This window comes from Arthrobacter sp. JCM 19049, assembly GCF_001310435.1.
This window is the reverse complement of the sequence record NZ_BAXF01000003.1, coordinates 21,952-35,969: the sequence shown is the minus strand read 5'-3', so window position 1 is coordinate 35,969 and position 14,018 is coordinate 21,952. Positions and strand designations below refer to the sequence as shown.

Below are 14,018 nucleotides of genomic sequence, written 5' to 3'. Positions count from 1 at the left end.
AACTAGGCGTTAAAGCTCAAATGAAGATTTCACGGGAAGAAGCTGACTCAAGCGAGCAGGGATGACCTTCTTTATAATCTCGCGCTCTTCGGGGGAAACGGCCTGCGAACCATCATTTACGACGATGCACTGCGTGTGTCTTTTTCTGATGATCCGGTCCAGTCGATCCAATGCCCCCGAATCAGCGGGATCAATGTAATCATAACGAATCTTTCCGGGCACGGCGGCACCGACCGCCAATGCGTAATTAAAATAGAACGAACCGGCAAACGCTACATCGTCTAGAGACCGAAATTTTGTTGCGCTAACACGTTCAGAAATATCGGCAAATTCCTGCTCAATCTTCTCCAAAATACTTCGATTAAACGCATACGGCGTATGAAAGAACTTTCGATTCATAATAGGAAACCCCCTAGAATGCAAAATTGTTCGCGCATTCTTGGCTGCCACCGTCGACACATTGTCTTGATCCGATAAATCCTTGAAATCTACCAAAGCTTTCGAATAAAACACCTTAGTCACCCCGCTCGGATGAAAAAAGGTATCCGGAGAGACGGGTGCCGTCAGGATCATGTCATCATTCAGATACAAGAAGTGTTCAGCGAGGCCATCTATACGGTGTAAGTTTGCTTCAATCGCATGGGAATTGAATACCGGAAGATCTGCCGGATCCTTCCAAATTGCCGAATGATCAATAACTTTGAGCCTGTTGTTTTCCTTGACTTGTAGCCACTCTGGCGTCTGACGGTCCGTGACAAGAAAAATCTTACGAATCCAGGGTGCATACTGTTCGATTGCCCTTAAGCAATATTTCAACTCATCGAGTGGCTCAAATCTAGACGCATCCGTCGCGTCCTGGACCAACCGCTCCGTCTCAAGGCCAAGAGCAGCATTTTTCCGCTTCAACCAATTCTTGTCGTTACCATCTACAAGTGATTACTGCGTCAACTGGGCAGGAAAAATGATGACCGGAGGCTCCATTCGCTCGAGCCAGGGCATCCAAGAACTCGTTATGACTTGCTTTTGGGTTAGGAAGTTCTACGCATTTCGGGTTCCATATCTCACTCGTGATTCCACCGTTCGCATCGCTGACCCGCCAACGTACTACATCGACACCTTGCGCCGCCCCAGCGAAGAAGAATGATTCTACTGAAGGAGCAACATACTGAAATAGTCGAACACCGTTTATCTTACTGGTATCAGAACCCATGGCATGCAATAATTCGGTGGAACTTGACGTTTTGCCATTATCATTGAGCATCTGATAATACCAGTGCTTGAAATCGACAGCGTTCACTATATTACGAATAAATCGATCGAAATCATCGGTCATTATATTCAACTGCATGGAGCCCGAAGGATCAACATTCAACACCCAATAGTCGATAGCACACGATTTCAGTGCCATCTCTAGCTGTTCGAAGTTACTTTTAGATACATCAGGAAGCGACAAGGAAGAAGCGGTTAGTCCTAATCGGAAGCCCTCAGGGAGCTTAAGAAGGGTAGAATGTTCACGAAAATCACTTGAGACAGCTCGCGTAAATAGCGTCTTAACTGAAGCAACACCAGGAGCGAGTCGCGCGCCGATTTTACTACTGGCCGATGTCAACACACGCTTTGCACTTCTTTGCACCGCTTGAAAATTTCGCATTTTTCTCACTCCGTCGAATCCGACGATTCTTTTACAGTCAATGAAGTCGACCCAATCTCATCTTGGACCGGATATGGGAAACGACTACGGAAGAACTGATCCATCATCCCGTCAATTTGCTCCCCTGTATAGACAGTTTTCACCCTCGCCAAACGTAACAACATCAAACCGTTCACTTTGTTGCAACATGGACAGCTTAGCTTGAATCCCTTCATCTGCCATCGAGCAGAACGCATAACGTATGCTCCCAGGTATGTATTCATTTACGAAATATCCATAATGCTGAGCAAACGAGGACAGCAAGGATATATCGGTAGGACTGCGGAATCTAGAGGCTCTGACCGTTTTGAAAACCTCAGGATATTCAGACTCTATCTCTGACAGCACCGATCTCCGGTGGGGATATGGCGTGTGTAGCATGCCACGAGTAATTACTTTGCCGAAGTCCCTAAATAGGATTTTTCTATTATTGCGCGCCGCCCACATGTGAGGTTCGTTCTCAGCACTATTCGTATCAATTTTTACCGAGGACATGAAAAATTTGGCCGCACCGTTGCCGTGGAAATAGGTACGCGGATCTTGCATGCGCATAAGGAGGGTATCGTCGTTGAAATATAAGAAGTGCTCCGCCAATCCTGGCACCCGGTGCAAGCAAGCTTCTATGGCATGCGAGTTAAAGACAGGTAGGACCGACTTGTCAGGAAAAATGTCGCTGTGTGTAATAACTTGTATGTCGGATTCTTCCGATAGCCACGTCGGATATTGGTCTGCAGTAACTACGTATATATTACGTATCCAGGGCATAAATGTACGTACGCTCCGTATTGAATAACGTAACTCATCACGGTTCTTGAATCGCATAGACCCAGTTGCTAAAGGGTGTGAACCGTTTTCGAGAGCGTCGTAATGGTCCTTAGTCCGACGCCAGTTCTGATCACTATCATCAACCACGTATACACTGCATCAATCGGGAAGTTAATTTCGTCCCAAAGCGGCGCTTCCGGCAGGACACTGCCCCGAAGGAAGTCATCGTTCAACAACCGATCGACACCTGGATTGGACCTGGGTGCCACGTACGCATCCTGGTCAATAGACCATACTTCTATGTCTACAGCGAAAACTGAACCGAAGGTAAAGCGACGAAGTTCGTCCGAAATCGGAATGAATACCCGGAAAACATTTGCCAAATCACGGTCGTACTCGGAAAGTTCATCGACACCAGGGTGCCAGTCTTTCGTAGACAATCTGGAATTTCCCTTCATGGCCCTCACACATACACCCTCCTGGGGTGACCGTGACAATGCCTGAAGAAGTCGCAGACTGTCCTCTTCCCGAATCGCTAAAGTCTGCCTGTAGTAGCTGTAGGACGGGATTTCAACAGCACAGATTTCAGCCCGCATTAGCAAACCTTTAACGAATTTCTGGTTCACGTCCTGAGCGAGTTGAGCGGATAAGCTACGCGGCTCCACGATACGGACGTTGAAACCCTTTTTTGCATTTTCAGTTCCGTTAAAATCGAGATCATCAGGAAGCGTAACTGTTTCATTTTCACGCGATCCTCGTAAAATCTTAAGGTTAGCTTCAACGCGAGGTTCACTCGGTGTCCTTCGCTGGGCCAATTCTGAGTACAGCTTTTCCCATTCATCAAGAATACTCTTAGGGCTGTACTTCTTCGCCGTCTGAATTGCGGCAGACGACATTTTCGCACGACGTTCTGTATCGTCTGCAATCGAGGCCAGTGTCTGGGCGAAAGCTTCGGTGTCATTGAGTGGTACGAGCAAACCGTCTATGCCATGAGTAAGAATGTTCCTCGGCCCAATCGGACAATCGTAAGCAACGGTAGGAACACCTGCTGCAGACGCTTCGAGAATTACCAACGGTTGGCCTTCGCTTCTGGACGTCATGGCGTGAATTCCCGCTTCGGCCCACTCAGCGGTTAAATCGGTTACACCAGTGATGATCTCGACGGAATCGTGGAGATTCAGTTTCCCAATTAACTCTCTGAGTTTCGTCTCACCCGGTCCCTCACCGAATAGGCGCAGAGTCCAGTCTGGATGTCCCGCCTTAAATAGAGAAAAGGCCTCAAGTAGCTGATCAAACTGTTTGCCAGGCGCGAAACGTCCAGCAGCCATTACAATCGTCGAGTTACTTGCTGCTCGCGGGCGTAGAACATCAGGAATAGAGTTCGGAATGACAGCGCTGACGAACCCGTACTCTGGGAACCGGTCCCGGATCCATTCTGCATTTTCGTTGTTGAGCGAGATTATCGCGTCTACGTCGTGAACGACGTTTGCAAGAGGCGTAATGCCGACACCTCGTCTCATGCTTGCTCGATGCTCTTCGGCAACCAACATCGTCCCTTCTGGGAGGAAATATGATGCAAGCATTGCTAACGCTGGCGTGGTAGTAACGACTGCATCCTCGCGGAGGCCGCCAATTTTCTTTCGACAAACAATGTCGGTTAATTTACTGTACTGGTTGTCCCAAGCATGCGATATTAGGGTTGAAGGTGCCTTGCTTAAGCGTTCTGCTTGTTCATCCGACAACATGCCCGTCAGATCTTTACCTTCAGAATCCAACCAATATGTAACCTTGATGTCATCCGGCATAATTCTGCTGAGGCGCCCGTTAGTCCGGTAAATACTGTAAATCGATATTTCGTAACCGCGATCACGCAAACCTACTGCTTGCGACTGGATCGCATGTTCCGTTCCCGCGCTCGTGTCGCCTGTGGTTAGTATGAATGCGATCTTCATGCTGCTTTGAGCCCTTTCTTCACAATTTTCAAGGCCAAGTGGCCGTCTTTTGTCCAGTAGACCTTGGCCCTTGCGCTCGCGCCTTCGTCTCCCATCCAGTACCAGGGATATTGCATAAGTCTCCTCGGCTCTTCCGAAGCGCTTCCCCAGTACTGGAGCCTACGACCGCTGTTGGAACCGAGTCTGCAATCCCATAGCGTTTCGCCATCGGGTAGACACAAAAGCGTTTCGGAAAACTCACTAACCGAAAAAACACTTGCTCCGTTCTGCAAAAGGCTTCCACGCACCGTATCTTTTGAACCGCGACGCGTAAAGAGCAGTTGCTGTCCCAAATTTTCCTCGTCTAATATCTCTATCGAATCACTTCGCGTTATTACAGATATCTTCTTCGGTAGGCGTTTTATTTCCCTTTGGAGCGTCATCGCATACGCAGGAGAACGGAGTATATATCGGGAGATAAAACCCGAAAATTTGCCCTTTTTGTTAGCGAGTCCTATAGGTAGCCCCACACGATATAATTTGCCACTACTGTCCAGAGCTTCGATCCTGTAGTTAGCACCAGTAGGAACATGCACCTCACAATGGAGGCTGCCACCTACGGATCCACAGATCTTAACGGAGGGCGCCATCAATTTTTTATCTTGACTAACAAGTTTGACGGACTGTATCTTGTCCGAACTAGAATCAGGACGCCCTGCGAGCAGAAAACTGAGTTTTCCGGCCGAAGACCATGCATAGTCTGTGACCTGCAATGAGCTGGCTATTGTGTGTTGGCTTCCCAACTTCTTTCGCGGCCTCCTAGGTACGCATTCACGACCACTGTCGTAGTCGTGCGGACTGTTACCCAATTTTAGTACCACTTGCATCCGTATCTGAAACGGAGCCGGTTCGAGTGAATTACTAGAGAGTTCGAGCCGGTCACTCGTTCTTAGAAGGACTTCGCGCCATGACCAGCAAAGTCGCGTCTTGATACAACCTCTGCCGTGCAACACAGGGGGTCTGGTGCAGGAGTAGGTGACATCGAACATAGCTAGCCGAGGAGGCTGGCATGAAAGGATGCCACTATGCCCAAGCCCTTCCGCAAGGAGTTCTGAGAAGACGTCGTGCGCGTCGGGATGAACCGCGAGGCCGGCGTCTCGATTGCGCAAGTCGTGAAAGACTTTGGCGTCCATGTCGGACCCTCGGCAAATGGCTGTAAGAGGCCCGCATCGAGTCTGGCGAGCAGTCTGGCCAGACGAAGTCAGAGTCCGCGGAACTGCGCGAGCTGCGCAAACCCAACCGGCTCCTCGAGCAAGAGGTAGAAGTCCTGCGCCGCGCGAGGGCGTATCTGTCACAGGCTCATCTGCGGGGAACATGATGTACCCGCTCGTGACCGAGCTCGCCGAAGACGCAATCCCCGTCGCGGTGTCGTGCCGGGTACTCAAGCTCGCCCGCCAGCCGTATTACCGCTGGAAGAAGAATCCCATCATGCGGCGCGAACTCGACGAGGCGTACCGTGCAAACGTGTTGTTCGACGCGCATCGCGAGGACCCCGAGTTCGGGTACCGGCTCCTGGCTGAGGAGGCCCGCGTTGAGTATAGCGAAGTAATGTCAGTCCGAACCGCATGGCGGACTGCCTCGTCGAATGACTGGTGGAGCGTGTTCGGGAAGAAGCGCGGCAAGAACGGCACGATGCCCGGGTCCGCCGTTCACGACGACCACTGCGTCGTTATCGACGAGGACGGTCGTGAACGCCATCAGTTCGTCGCAGACAGGGCGAACCAGCTCTGGCACCGGTAATCAAACGCCTACTCAGGTTCTATCTTATGTGCTGTTTCTTCCGGCGGCTGGAGAAGCGAGTATATTGACTTTCGCTATCAAAGAGTAAATGGTAAAGAGAAAATTCATGGCTAAATCTCTAAAAACTACTTCTCGAACGACGAAGACACCGGGAACCGCGTACTCATAAACTCATCCACGACCTGTGAACGCTGATTTTCATCGACGGTTGATAGAACTTCGTTTATACAGAACATATCCAGATCGATGTTGCGTGCAAGACGTAGCATGTCCAGATGAAAGCGATCCGACCCGAGGTCCACATACTGGTATTGGACCGAGGTGGGGTAACCCATGCCCAGGCGGGCGGCGTACTGGTGTGCGAGCGAGGAGGGAATAGATAGGTCGGTCGCGGACCGGAAACGATGCGTGGCGATCTCCGCGATTCTCGGTCCGAGGTCTTCGTGGATCCGACGGTGGACCGTCAAGCGCTGCGGGTGCGCAACATGCTGAAACTTGCGGGAGGCGGTGCGGCTGAAGCGCTCCAGGATGACTTCGCGGTTATTGGCCGCAGCCTGATTGATCGGCAGTCCGGGGTTCTCGGCCTGTGCGAAGTGTCCCTTAGTGAGGCAGTACTTAGCCTGACCCGCGGGACCGAAGAACGTGTTGGGGTGCAGATACCGCCCGAAGAACACGTCATCATTTACGTACAGGAAGTGTTCACTGAGTCCCGGGATATTCGGTAGCTGCGATTCGATGGCGTGCGAGTTAAACGTAGGCAGGCATCGGTCAGGATTGCTGAAGATTTCTCGATGATCCACGACGGTTAGCCGGGGGTGCTCCTCGGCCAGCCAAGCGGGGCGTTGACCAGCGGTGACCAGGTAGATCTTATCGATCCAAGGCAGGTTCATCTCAAGGGAACGCAGCGAATAGCGCAGTTCGTCACGGGAGGCAAATCGTGCCCGGTTTACCGCGCTGTCCCCGGCTGGACGGCCCGCGGCGCGTAATTGGGCCTGATAAGCACTGTTCCAGACGGGGTCGTTGGCATCCACCCAGGTGTAGACCGCGTCCACCGTCCCGGTGAAATCCTGCGCGTCCACCAGCGCCTCCAGGCCTCCAGGGAACGCTTGCCAAACCGCCCCGCATCCGCGCAAATCGGCAACGCCCCCGGTCGGCGCGGTAGCGACGCTGACACTCCAGGCCGCCGCCGCGGCGTTCGAGTGGGCGTGGTGGAGCTTCTGAACCACCAGCCCGGTGGACCGCAGGGCGTCGCGCAGGCGTTCCCAGTGACCCGAGTGAATTGTGAACGGCAAGCCCGGTCCCGCTCGGTCGAATGCGATGCCCAGGTCGGCGGCGATGCGCGTAGAGACACGTTCGGCATCCTTGCGCAACTGCATGATGGTGTAAGTCACGTCACTGGACGGGGCCTTCAGCGTTGCCTCAAGCATGCGGCGTACCAGCGGCTCGGGCAGGTTGCGCCCGATCTTCCCCCGCCATCCTGCTAGCATTTCGAGTACCTACCTGTTCTAGTCCTGATCGGATGCAACCGCGTGGATGAATGGATCCCGTCAACCTCAGCACGGCTAGCTCAGCTCCTTGACGATCTGGCTCAGCGTATCAAGGGTGTTCTTTAGCGACTCCACATGGCGTTCATCAAACTCGCTGAGCACGCGCTTCATCTCAGTGGTGGATATCCCCGAAGTGCGTGGCAGGTAGAAGACCTCCACTAGATCCTCAAGGTCGTCGAAGCGGCCCTTCCAGTCCTCGCCGATACCGAAGACGTTCACGTCGTATTTGGCGATATCGCTGCGCTTTTGACCCCATGTCATTTCAGGGATTGCCTCGTCGACGTAACGGATGGAGCGTACGATCTCGATACGCTGCTCGAAGGGCACGATTGGTCGTTTGCCTTTTAGGGCGTTGAACTCGTCGGTGGAGACTCCCACAATGAGCCGTTCGCCTTTTTCCTTCAGCCGTTTGAGCATGTTTAAGTGGCCGATGTGGAACAGGTCGAAGGTCCCGTAAGTTAATACGGTTTTCATTTTAGGTTCGCCTTTCAGACATCGCGGCTGATTCTCCCAATCTAGTCGGTGCGCTCGCAAACGCTAAATCAGATGAGCGGTGGGCGACCGGCCAGGCTCATGCGCAGGATCGTGGCCCAGCGGATTTTCCGGCGCGGCTGCTGGTACCAGGGGCTGCCCTTCCAACCAGCCTTCCAACCGGAGAGGTACTGGCGCACAGCCGATTTGTTCCGACGGAGCCGTAAACATTCCACCATTGCCCAGTCCACGGTGTACAGCCAGCGGAACGGCAGGGGCAGGTTGCGGCGCGCCAGCCAGACGCGGTTGCGCGCGTTCAGGCGGTAAAATTCGTCGTGTCTCCGAGGATCGACCACGGGATGCCCGATTCTCATATCGCCCGCATACCACGCGTATCTACCCGTGTCCCAAACACGCCATGCTAATTCGATGCCCTCGTGGGCGTACCAGAAGCCACCCGCCCATCCTCCGGTTTCTTCGAAAACCTCGCGGGGCATAACCAGGCACGTTTCTCCGACGTGGAATACCTTGCTCGGTACTTCAGCAGATCGCTTGTTCAAGCGCGGAATCCAACGTGTAGGATCATCGTCACGTTCTGGGTCGGTGATTCTAGCTGTAGTAGCCCCATGCCCGGATGGAGGCGGAATCGTTCAATGGCTGAGGTTAGAAAATTATCTTCAAGGAACCAGGAATCATCATCAAGGAAGCATAGGAATTCGCCTGAGACCATCGGTACACCGGCGTTACGTCCGGCCGGAATTCCCAGATTCTCTGGAAGGAAAAGAGTCCTGATCGAGGCGGGGATTCTTTCAGGGTCCCATCCATTTCCCACCACCACCGCATCGATATTTACGCCTTTCTGGCTAAGAGAGAGTTGAGTGCACGCTGTAATTCGGCTGGTCTCCTCCCCATAGTCAGAATAACTACCCCCACCGACGGTGGCACTGCATGCATCACGTTCCCCTCACGACTCTTAGTTATTTTAGGCTTTTCTACTTAAGGCGTGAAGACGCCATTGAAGAGATGAAGTGCCCAATGTTCACTAGGAATGTGGCTGGCAGAAGGATCCAAATCACCCATTTCTCCCCCAACCCCGGTTGGCCGAGAAAGGCTGACACCACGGCGCTAAAGAGTATTATCAGGCTAAGCTCCACAGCGTGCAATAGCTTATGAAAAGGGAGAAATTTGGCCATGGCACGCAGCCGACCGATGAGGCTGGTTGTCGGAACCGCTCGCGCTTCAGCGGTATCAGGCAGCTTGCCTAACCCAGCCATTCCACGTGCGGCATGAACCATCAACGATTGAGAGCGGTTCAATACGAGTAGTACGGCCAAACACGCTGCCATGAATAGAGTGGGCCACGCCTGGGAGATCGTCGTTCCATTAGCAGAAAGTTCCCGGAATGCTCGATACCCTAACGCAAGGGGAATGAAGGCTTCGGTAGTGTGATGGCCGACCATGTCAATAAAGATGCCTTTGGGAGACTGACTCGATCTCCAACGGGCTACCTCACCATCCGAGCAATCAAAGTAAAGCTGCAACTGCGACAGCAAGAGTGCCAAAACCGGCCCCCATATGCCGGGGATCAGGAGCGCCAATGACATGCTCCACCCAGCGAGAATCATCAGGCCGGTGACTCCGTTGGCCGTAATTCGAGTGCGCACCAAACAGCGGTTAGATAGATGGAGACATGCCGAAGGTACAGTTCGGCGGTCCAATGTTCAGCATTCCGCCGCGAGCGGACCTCAGGGGGCTGACAAATCTCGCGTAGTTGCTCGAGCGTTGGATTCTTTGGTCGCTCAACGTCCATGGTTCACTCTGCCTCTATCAACAGTCTTTCCCGCACCGAGAAGCAGTCCGCGCACATACCCAAGAGCCCAGGGAAAGTGAATGGCCGGGAATACCGCCCCTGTGAGAAGCCTTTCACTCGTTCTTGGGGCCTGGCCTCGCATTCCCTCACATACAGCTAGTCCTCCGTAAACATAGGGAGCAGCAGAAACCAAGTTCAAAAAACGCCTCGCGCTGGACGGCCCCGATCTTTTGACCAAGGGCCGCATTAAGTTTGCGACGACGCCAGCGGTTACACCGACTACCATCAGCGGCGGTATTACATGACGCAATGATTTTCCATCGCGGTATCGGCGAGCAATTTCCGCTCTCCAGGTACCGGAGGCAAATGACTGGGAAACCAGAGCACGGAAAGTGTCACGCGGATAATAACCTACTTTCAGCTCCGGATCGAACCAAACTCTGTAGCCCGCTTCCCTGATTCGGTGGCAGAGCTCCCAATCTTGAGCTCGTAGCATGGACTCATCGTAAAAACCCACTTCGTCGAAAACTTCGCGCCGAAAGATTCCGAGATACGCAGACTCGGCTGGACCTTCGGGCGCACCGGAATGGTACGCGGCCCCACCAAAACCAAAGCGTGAATTATAGGCAGCCGCAATGGCGCGTTGTAGCGGGGTTCTGCCGCGAGCGTCCATCAACCCTCCTACATCGTGTGCCTGGACCCGGAATAGTGTCTCGACCCCTCGACGCGTGTAATGCTCCGGCAACTCACTGTGGGCATCGACGCGAATGATGACCGGATAGCTCGAGGCTCGTATCGCCAGATTCAAGGCAATTGGCGTTCGCCCCTCCGGATTTTGCACGAGAACGATACGCTCGTCTGTCTCCGCAAGGCGCTGAGCGACCTCGTTGGTTCCGTCCACACTTGGCCCTAGAGCAATAATCAGTTCCTTTGCCCCTGGGTAGCTCTGGTCAAGAATTGAACCAACGGCATCTACTAAATAATTGGCCTCATTGAGCACAGGCATGACGTATGAAACACCTGGAAAATTAGTCATACGCTACTTCTTGAATTTCTCGTACGCCTTGATGACGGTATTCGGGTCACCGTCCATTTTCTGCACGCCCTTTTCAATCCAGATCACACGATTGCAAGTTTGCCGGATCGATCCCATCGAGTGGGAAACCAGAAAGATCGTTCCTGCGTTCTCGCGCATTTCCCGGATTTTGGCCTCACTGCGTTTGCGGAATTTGGCATCTCCTACAGCTAATGCTTCATCAACGATCAAAATATCGTGCTGTTTGGAAGCTGCAATGGCGAATTTCAGACGCGCACTCATGCCAGACGAATAAGTTCGCATTGGCAGATCGATGAATTCTTCTAGCTCTGCAAACTTAGTGATGTCCTCACGCATTTCTTCCACTTTTGGTCTGTCATAACCAAGTGCCAGCCCACCGAGGGTGATGTTCTTATCGCCTGAAAGGTCGGGAATCAACGCAGCACCTACACCTAGCAGATTCGGCCGCGACGTCGCATACACCGCTCCTGAAGATGGCGGAGTCAATCCTGTAATAGCTCGCAGAAGTGTGGACTTTCCAGACCCGTTGGTCCCGATAATGCCGATCGATTCGTTCTCGTACGCGACGAACGATATCCCTTTAGAGCGTGAACGGTGCGCAGTCCCCTCATCTTTGTCTGTAGAAGACGACGTGCTCCGGCATTTCCCACAGACTTTCCGCTGGAGTAGACCTGATACTTGACGTGTAGGTTGTCTACAATTACGACAGGGTTTCGGTTGGGATCGATCTCCAGGGAGGACTGCTCCTCCTTTTCTTGCCCTTCACTGGCCTCAAACGTCGTGGCATCTGAGAAAACAGGTTCGGGTTGATATTCGGGGTGCAGTTGCGGATTGATTAGGTCATCGAAACTAATTGACACGGCCGTAACGCTCCTCGGCTTTCCAGAAGAAGATGAGACCAAATATTAGAGTTCCGATCGCCCACGCTGCGATAACAAACCATGCTCGGGGCTCATACGGAACGCTGTCCATGATTAACGAGCGGGCGAGTGTTAGCGTCTGATAGATCGGGTGATACTCAAAGACAGAGATCATCCACGGCCACGATCCCAGGAGTCGATCAACACTGAAGAGAACGCCAGAAGTGTAGAAGAGAACGCGACCGATCAGTGGAAGGATATTGGTGAAGTCCCTAATGTGAACAGTGATTCGCGCGCAGATGAAAGCAATACCCATGTTAAAAACAGTAAAGAGCAGAACTATCGGGACGATTGCGAACCAGCTCCACTTAGGCATCGATCCCAAAATCACCGCATACAGGAACATTACTACGAGCATCGGCATCAGAGTTAGGAAGTTCTGAGTAACCTGCGCGACGGGCAACGACATTCGAGGAAATGAAAGCGACTGCACGAGCGCAGTGTTGCCAGTGATTGACTTTGCTCCTCCGGTCATAGACGAGCTGAAGAACTCGAAAAGGAAGACGCCAATTACTACGTAAATGGGGAAATCAGCAGGGCGACTACCTCCCTGCAGAACTCCGAAAATGAATCCATACATGAGAGCGTTCAAGGTTGGCTTGAGGACAACCCATACCATACCCAAACGATTGCGCTCATTTTGGGATTGGACGCGTGCCTTCGCAAGTTCATAAATAAAGGTACGCCGCTCCCAAGTCTGCTTGAGATAGTTGCCCAGCGATGGGCGAGCGCCTACCCGGTGCAAACCATGTTGTTCGGCGACCTCGGCAACTGTCATGTTCGTTCGATTCCTCTTGCAACGCGTAAAGATCTAATCGTAAAGTCAATTAGGACAGCTCAAAGTCTAGTTGATAGCGCCATCTAGACGCGCAATCACCTCTGAGTTCCGTTAGTGACTCATCTCGCACTAACGTTCGATATTAATCGGGGGGCGGGTTCTTAGCCAGGTACTCGCTCATTTTATCGGTTCGTAGCGCCTCGCGGATCTGAGAGATTGCTTTCTCGTTCGCTAACTCTATTGACTGTCCATCAGGCTGATTGAGCTTCCAGCGGTGGGCATTGTGAACATTTTAAGATCTTCTGCACCCACATTCTTAAGTTGCATGCCTAGGCCGACCATTGTCGCAGCGTCAAAAGATTCATCAAAGGTCAGATACGGAGAAACCTTGTCCACCAGGTCATACACCTTGGCCGGATTGGTCAGTACTCCGGGTGCCAACATCTGATCGACCGCTGCCGAAATAAACTTCCTTTGGTTCCGTACACGTTGGTAATCGCCATCGGTGAAGGATTTGCGTTCGCGCACAAACCTAAGAGCCCGATCCCCTTCTAGGGTAATTGAACCTTCAGGGTAGTAGTAATCAGTATCGTTAGCGGTAAATGCGATGTCGTTATCAACGGTGACTCCGCCTAGCGCAGTGCTCAGCTCCCTGAATCCCTCAAAATCGATCATCGCGACGTGATCGATCTTCGTATCAAAAGTTCCTTCCAGCGTCTGCATGAGTAGTGGGACACCGCCCAGGGATATCGCAGAGTTGAGCTTATTCATTCCGTGGCCCGGAATCTCAATCCAAGTATCGCGGACCAATGACATGACGAAGACTTCATCCCGGGTTTCCGGGATATGCACCAGCATCATTGAATCGCTGCGTTGACCGGCCGCTTCGGTAAGAGAATTCGCGCCAGCGTCGGCTTCGTCACTGTGATCCACGCCCAGCAGCAAAATATTCATTGAGCCGTCCTCAGGATCCTTAACTGGACGAGCTTCTTCCTCCTCAGGCGTGAAATCAATCGAAACTGTGCTTTTCTGCGAATTGAACTTATGGCTGAGGTTGAACAGATAGTAGCCTGCACCGAGCGCCGCCACCAGCACCAGGCTCACAACAGAAAGAACAATCGCCCGCACTCTACGCCGACGACGACGTGCGGTGCCGAATCGGACGCTACGTGAAGCAACTTCCGTAGATCCACCCTTGCTCTTATGGGACATCCAATACTCCGCTTGTCGGCTGTTTCTTGCTCACAGC

15 protein-coding genes are annotated in these 14,018 nt (G+C 52.5%); 1 reads left to right on the top strand and 14 read right to left on the bottom strand.

Translation table 11 applies throughout. The annotated features are described in order from the left end of the window. Positions 1-9: 9 nt before the first annotated feature. From JCM19049_RS00650 to JCM19049_RS17500, 5 genes are all read right to left on the bottom strand, one after another. Entirely contained in the window at positions 10-906 is an 897-nt protein-coding gene (locus JCM19049_RS00650; RefSeq protein WP_054820479.1) for a stealth conserved region 3 domain-containing protein, read from the bottom strand. A 13-nt stretch (positions 907-919) separates the two neighbouring features. Beyond that, positions 920-1,660 (bottom strand): hypothetical protein, encoded by a 741-nt coding sequence (locus JCM19049_RS17515; RefSeq protein WP_279402118.1) that lies wholly within the window; start codon positions 1,658-1,660, stop codon positions 920-922. A 102-nt stretch (positions 1,661-1,762) separates the two neighbouring features. Then, positions 1,763-2,512 (bottom strand): stealth conserved region 3 domain-containing protein, encoded by a 750-nt coding sequence (locus JCM19049_RS17510; protein WP_279402117.1) that lies wholly within the window; start codon positions 2,510-2,512, stop codon positions 1,763-1,765. Between the two features lie 11 nt (positions 2,513-2,523). Next, positions 2,524-4,407 carry a glycosyltransferase gene (locus tag JCM19049_RS17505; RefSeq protein WP_279402116.1) on the bottom strand — a complete coding sequence of 628 codons (1,884 nt, stop codon included), beginning with the start codon at positions 4,405-4,407 and terminating at the stop codon, positions 2,524-2,526. Continuing rightward, positions 4,404-5,159: a hypothetical protein gene (locus JCM19049_RS17500; RefSeq protein WP_138178353.1), complete on the bottom strand. Its 756-nt coding sequence runs from the start codon at positions 5,157-5,159 to the stop codon at positions 4,404-4,406. Before JCM19049_RS17500 ends, JCM19049_RS17505 begins: the two co-directional genes overlap by 4 nt. Before the next feature lie 601 nt (positions 5,160-5,760). Between JCM19049_RS17500 and JCM19049_RS00635 the strand changes: the two genes are divergently transcribed. After that, positions 5,761-6,186 (top strand): hypothetical protein, encoded by a 426-nt coding sequence (locus JCM19049_RS00635; RefSeq protein ID WP_279402115.1) that lies wholly within the window; start codon positions 5,761-5,763, stop codon positions 6,184-6,186. A 125-nt stretch (positions 6,187-6,311) separates the two neighbouring features. Here JCM19049_RS00635 and JCM19049_RS00630 read toward each other — a convergent pair whose 3' ends face one another. From JCM19049_RS00630 to JCM19049_RS00595, 9 genes are all read right to left on the bottom strand, one after another. Next, on the bottom strand, positions 6,312-7,613 hold the full coding sequence (locus JCM19049_RS00630) for a stealth family protein (protein WP_279402114.1): 1,302 nt from the start codon (positions 7,611-7,613) through the stop codon (positions 6,312-6,314). A gap of 135 nt (positions 7,614-7,748) precedes the next feature. Further along, the gene (locus JCM19049_RS00625; protein ID WP_054820475.1) at positions 7,749-8,207 is read right to left on the bottom strand and encodes an adenylyltransferase/cytidyltransferase family protein; all 459 of its coding nucleotides are present in this window, start codon (positions 8,205-8,207) and stop codon (positions 7,749-7,751) included. 68 nt (positions 8,208-8,275) lie between these two features. Continuing rightward, positions 8,276-8,701, bottom strand: coding sequence for a glycosyltransferase family 2 protein (locus JCM19049_RS21890; RefSeq protein WP_306420599.1), 426 nt, complete (start codon positions 8,699-8,701; stop codon positions 8,276-8,278). 59 nt (positions 8,702-8,760) lie between these two features. Beyond that, complete coding sequence (locus JCM19049_RS21885) at positions 8,761-9,036, bottom strand: glycosyltransferase family A protein (protein WP_306420601.1); 276 nt, start codon at positions 9,034-9,036, stop codon at positions 8,761-8,763. Positions 9,037-9,196: 160 nt separating this feature from the next. Then, complete coding sequence (locus JCM19049_RS00615) at positions 9,197-9,802, bottom strand: CDP-alcohol phosphatidyltransferase family protein (RefSeq protein WP_306420598.1); 606 nt, start codon at positions 9,800-9,802, stop codon at positions 9,197-9,199. Between the two features lie 201 nt (positions 9,803-10,003). Then, positions 10,004-11,020, bottom strand: a complete 1,017-nt coding sequence (locus tag JCM19049_RS17495; protein ID WP_374700192.1) for a glycosyltransferase family 2 protein — start codon at positions 11,018-11,020, stop codon at positions 10,004-10,006. Between the two features lie 33 nt (positions 11,021-11,053). Then, on the bottom strand, positions 11,054-11,608 hold the full coding sequence (locus tag JCM19049_RS00605; protein ID WP_306420600.1) for an ABC transporter ATP-binding protein: 555 nt from the start codon (positions 11,606-11,608) through the stop codon (positions 11,054-11,056). 312 nt (positions 11,609-11,920) lie between these two features. Beyond that, positions 11,921-12,769: an ABC transporter permease gene (locus JCM19049_RS00600; protein WP_054820473.1), complete on the bottom strand. Its 849-nt coding sequence runs from the start codon at positions 12,767-12,769 to the stop codon at positions 11,921-11,923. Positions 12,770-13,006: 237 nt separating this feature from the next. Next, on the bottom strand, positions 13,007-13,873 hold the full coding sequence (locus JCM19049_RS00595; protein WP_279402113.1) for an LCP family protein: 867 nt from the start codon (positions 13,871-13,873) through the stop codon (positions 13,007-13,009). Between the last annotated feature and the right edge of the window lie 145 nt (positions 13,874-14,018).